Raw genomic sequence first — 4,834 nt, 5'->3', positions numbered from 1 at the left:
GCCCACGCGCCCCCCGGTCCCACCCCTACGGCGTGGATCGCGGTAGGGCGAACTCGCACCACACCGCCTTGCCGCCTCCTGGGGTGCGGCGGCTGCCCCAGTTGGAGGCGATCGTGGCGATGATGGCGATGCCTCGGCCGGACTCGTCGACGGGTTCGGCTCGGCGTCGGTGCGGCGCAGCCGCAGCCGCATGGGCGGGGTGCCGTGCTGGAGGGAGTTGGCGACGAGTTCGCTGGCGGCGAGGACGCCCAGGTCGTGGATCTCGGGCGGGAACCGCCAGCTCGTGAGGACGCCGGAGGCGAACGCTCTGGCTCGGGGGGCCGCTTCGACGCCGCCGAGGAGTTCCAGGGCGGCGTTGCGGAAGAGGTCGCCGTCGGGGCCGGTGCGGGACGGGTGCTGGAGGACGAGGACGGCGACATCGTCGTCATGGTCGGCGGTGACGCCGGTCGAGCGGACCAGGCGGTCGCAGATCACCTGGGGCGTCCCGGTGGCGCCGGCCAGGGCTCTTTCCAGGGCGGCGATGCCCTCGTCCAGGTCCTCGTTGCGGCGTTCCACCAGACCGTCCGTGTAGAGGACGGCTGTGGAGCCGGGGCACAGGGGGATCGAGCCGGAGGCGTGCATCCAGCCGCCGGTGCCGAGGGGAGGGCCGATCGGCTCGTCGGCGCGCTGGACCGTGCCGTTCTCGTCGCGGACGAGGATCGGGAGGTGGCCGGCGGAGGCGTAGACCAAGCGGCCCTCGTTGGGGTCGTGGACGGCGTAGGCGCAGGTGGCGATCTGGTTGGCGTCGATCTCCGTGGCGAGGCCGTCCAGGAGCTGGAGCACCTCGTGCGGGGGGAGGTCGAGGCGGGCGTAGGCACGGACGGCCGTCCGGAGTTGGCCCATGACGGCCGCGGCGCGTACGCCCCGGCCCATGACGTCGCCGATGACCAGGGCCGTGCGGCCGCCGCCGAGGGTGATGACGTCGTACCAGTCGCCGCCGACGGCGGTCTCCGTGCCGCCGGGGTGGTAGACGGCGGCGATGCGCAGGTCGTCGGGCTCCTCCAGTTCCTGGGGGAGGAGGGAGCGCTGGAGGGTGACGGCGGTTTCGCGTTGGCGGCGTTCGCTGGCGCGGAGGCGTTCGGCGGCCTCGGCGTGGTCGGTGACGTCGGCGGCGAAGATGAGGACGCCGCCCTCGCCGGGCTCGGTGCCGCCGGGGACGTCGACGGGGGTGCAGGTGATCGTGTACGAGCGGCCGGAGGGGGCCTTGCGGGACTTGACCGTGCGGGGCTTGGAGCTGCGCAGGACCTGGTCGAGGAGGGGCAGCAGGCCGAGGGCGTCCAACTCGGGGAGGGCCTCGCGGGCCGGGGCGCCGAGGGGGCGTACGCCGAAGGCCGCGACATAGGCGTCGTTGACGTAGGCGGTGCGGTGGTCATGGCCGTGGACGAGGGCGACGAGGGCCGGGATGCGGTCGAGGATCTCACGGGTGGGGAGGTCGTCGACGGCGGGCACGGGCGGGGTGTCGTCCGGTGGGTCGTCGCTCTGCCGTTCGGCGCGGGCCGCGGGCACGGCGCCCTCCCCCCGCCGGTCCGGGGTGACCGTGTGTTCGGTCCGCGCTGCGGCGCGGCGCTGCGTACCGGGGAGCCGGGCGCTCCAGCGCGTGAAGTTCACCGAATCCTTGCCTCGTGCCTCGTGGTGTTGTCTGTGGCCGGCTCCGGTTCCGGCCGATGCTCCGGGGGTGGCCCCGGTGGTCCGGGGGTGGCCCCGGTGTGCAGCGGTAGGGGGACGCCTGGTCGTGCGGGCGTGTGGGTACTACGGGGTGCTCAGGGGTGCTTCGTACGGGCTTCGTCGGGTCCTGCCCGGGCAGGACGGTGACCCCGCCCGAGATCATGGATCATGTCGCGGACCAGTCTGTCCGACCGGGCCGACATCCGTCAGACGTCGGCCTGAACGGTGGAGTTCCTGGATCCGGTCAGGACGACCCCTTCGGGTCCTCAGGAGCCTTTCCACCGGCAGCCAGTTCGAACTCCGCACGGGGATGTTCGAGTGAGCCGAGGGAGACGATCTCTCGTTTGAAGAGGCCGGCGAGGGTCCATTCGGCGAGGACGCGGGCCTTGCGGTTGAAGGTCGGCACCCGGCTGAGGTGGTAGACGCGGTGCATGAACCAGGCGGGGTAGCCCTTCAGCTTCCGGCCGTAGACGTGCGCCACGCCCTTGTGCAGTCCCAGGGAGGCGACGGAGCCCACGTACTTGTGCGCGTACGCCTCCAGCGGCTGGCCGCGCAGCGAGCGGACGATGTTGTCGCCGAGCGTCCTGGCCTGGCGTACGGCGTGCTGGGCGTTGGGGGCGGTCTCCTTGCCCGGTTCGCTCGCGGTGATGTCGGGGACGGCGGCCGCGTCGCCTGCGGCCCACGCGTGCGAGACGCCCTCCACGGACAGCTCGGGGGTGCACTTCAGGCGCCCGCGCTCGTTCAGCGGGAGGTCGGTGGCGGCGAGGATCGGGTGCGGCTTGACGCCGGCCGTCCAGACGACCGTACGGGTCGGGAAGCGGGCGCCGTCACTGAGGACGGCGACGCGGTCGGCGCAGGACTCGAGGCGGGTGTGGAGGCGTACGTCGATGTTGCGGCGGCGCAGTTCGGTGACCGTGTAGCGGCCCATCTCCTCGCCGACCTCGGGGAGGATGCGGTCGGAGGCCTCCACGAGGATCCACTTCATGTCCTCGGGCTTGACGTTGTGGTAGTACCGCGCGGTGTAGCGGGCCATGTCCTCCAGTTCACCGAGCGCTTCCACGCCGGCGTAGCCGCCGCCCACGAAGACGAAGGTCAGGGCGGCGTCGCGGATCGCGGGGTCGCGGGTGGAGGAGGCGATGTCCATCTGCTCGATGACGTGGTTGCGCAGTCCGATGGCCTCCTCGACGGTCTTGAAGCCGATACCGAAGTCGGCGAGACCGGGGACGGGCAGGGTGCGCGAGATCGAGCCGGGCGCGAGGACCAGCTCGTCGTACGACAGCTGCTCGGCGGTCGAACCCTCCTCCTCGGTGGCGAGGGTGGTGAGGGTCGCGACGCGCTTGGCGTGGTTGATCTCGGTGGCCTCGCCGATGACGACCTTGCACTGGTTCAGGACGCGACGCAGCGGGACCACGACATGGCGGGGCGAGATGGAGCCCGCCGCGGCCTCCGGAAGGAAGGGTTGATACGTCATATATGGGTCGGGGGACACTACGACGATCTCGATGTCGCCGCTACTCAGTTCCCGCTTCAGCTGACGCTGCAGACGCAGTGCGGTGTACAGCCCGACGTAGCCGCCGCCGACGATGAGGATGCGCATCCGTTCCTTCACCATCCCATGACGCACCTCTCTCGCTGGTTTGTCCACAGCCCCGGCAATTTGTGTGACCGGTCGCCCAGCGGGCGCGGGGTTGGCCGATTCACCGGCGTGAGCGGCAGGTGCGCAGGTCAGATGGTGTGAGCCGGGTGGCAGCGGGGGGCGCAAACGGTACCTAAACCGTCCGTACTCCGATCGAGGGGCGCTCCGTGCGGAACGTGCCCCTTCTGAATTGACTCCCTCTCAACTATGTTCGTGTGTCGACGGGGTGCATGGGGGATGCGTTCAAGGGATTCGGCCGGGTTCAGGCTCGGAACCGTGGAGGACCACGAACGCTCGTCCCGCCGCTCCGGCTTCCGATGACGGGGAGAGTCTCCGGGGGGAGACGTCATTACCGGGGGAACACATATGCATATTCAGGACTCTCATTGGTCGTCCGCCTCAGCTCTCGCGCCCAGCGGCGCGATCGGCACGGCGGGCGGCAACGGGCGCGGGGACGGGTCGAGGTCGACCCCGCTCCGTGTGGACGCACAGCGCAACCTCGAGCACGTGCTGCGCGCGGCGCGCGAGGTCTTCGGCGAGCTGGGGTACGGCGCGCCGATGGAGGACGTAGCCCGCCGTGCGCGGGTCGGTGTGGGCACGGTGTACCGGCGCTTCCCGAGCAAGGACGTCCTGGTCCGGCGCATAGCCGAGGAGGAGACGTCCCGGCTCACCGACCAGGCACGGGTGGCGCTCGGGCAGGAGGAGGACCCGTGGTCGGCGCTGTCGCGCTTCCTGCGGACGTCGGTGGCCTCGGGTGCCGGGCGGCTGCTGCCGCCGCAGGTGCTGCGGGTCGGAGTCGCGGAGGACGGGACCGAGGTCGGTGTCGGCGGAATCGCCGACGAGCACCGGGTGCCGCAGCAGCGGGTCCAGCCGACGGCCGAGCTGCGACTGGTGTCGTCGGACGCGTCGGCGCCGGTGGGTGCCGGGCCGGCCGATGACGCCGGGGCCTCGGCGCTGCTGGAGGTCGTGGGGCAGCTGGTGGAGCGGGCCCGGGCGGCGGGTGAGCTGCGGGAGGACGTGACCGTGGCCGACGTGCTGCTCGTGATCGCCACGGCGGCACCGTCCCTGCCGGACGCGGCGCAGCAGGCCGCGGCTTCGGCTCGGCTGTTGGACATCCTGTTGGAGGGGCTTCGGTCCCGGCCGGCTTGAGGGTGGGGGTAGCGCGCCGCAGAAAGTGCGCCACCTCGTAGGGCGGTGTGGGGCTTGCGCCCCCGCCGCCCTTTCCCGTTGCCGGGGCCGTTCCTGTTCCCGCCGCCCCTTCCCGTTGCCGCTCCCGCTCCCCTCCCCGTTGCCGCTGCTCGCGCTCCCGCTCTCGTCACCAGAGATCGACCACTCGTACGGGTGAACTCGTGCACGGAGGACTGGGGAGACGCTCGGACGGGTGATATGCCCTTGAGACCGGGGGCTGAACAAAAGCCAATATGGCAGGGTGACTCGGTGTTCGGGACTGTGTCGGCAGGCGGCGGGGGCTTCCGCGATGGGTGTGGACGGGCG

General features: G+C 71.6%; 2 protein-coding genes and 1 pseudogene. 1 reads left to right on the top strand and 2 read right to left on the bottom strand.

The genetic code is table 11. The annotated features are described in order from the left end of the window. Positions 1 to 25: 25 nt before the first annotated feature. Positions 26 to 1,647 (bottom strand): annotated as a pseudogene (locus AOK23_RS35520) (ATP-binding SpoIIE family protein phosphatase). A 301-nt stretch (positions 1,648 to 1,948) separates the two neighbouring features. Then, entirely contained in the window at positions 1,949 to 3,316 is a 1,368-nt protein-coding gene (locus tag AOK23_RS35515) for an NAD(P)/FAD-dependent oxidoreductase (RefSeq protein ID WP_055716650.1), read from the bottom strand. Positions 3,317 to 3,706: 390 nt separating this feature from the next. Here AOK23_RS35515 and AOK23_RS35510 point away from each other — a divergent pair, with 390 nt between their 5' ends. Continuing rightward, positions 3,707 to 4,489, top strand: a complete 783-nt coding sequence (locus tag AOK23_RS35510; RefSeq protein ID WP_055716649.1) for a TetR/AcrR family transcriptional regulator — start codon at positions 3,707 to 3,709, stop codon at positions 4,487 to 4,489. Positions 4,490 to 4,834 lie beyond the last annotated feature (345 nt).

It is taken from the genome of Streptomyces torulosus, assembly GCF_001419765.1.
GTDB lineage: Bacteria > Actinomycetota > Actinomycetes > Streptomycetales > Streptomycetaceae > Streptomyces > Streptomyces torulosus.
The sequence above is the reverse complement of the archived record's forward strand: the minus strand, read 5'-3'. Positions and strand labels throughout refer to the sequence as shown.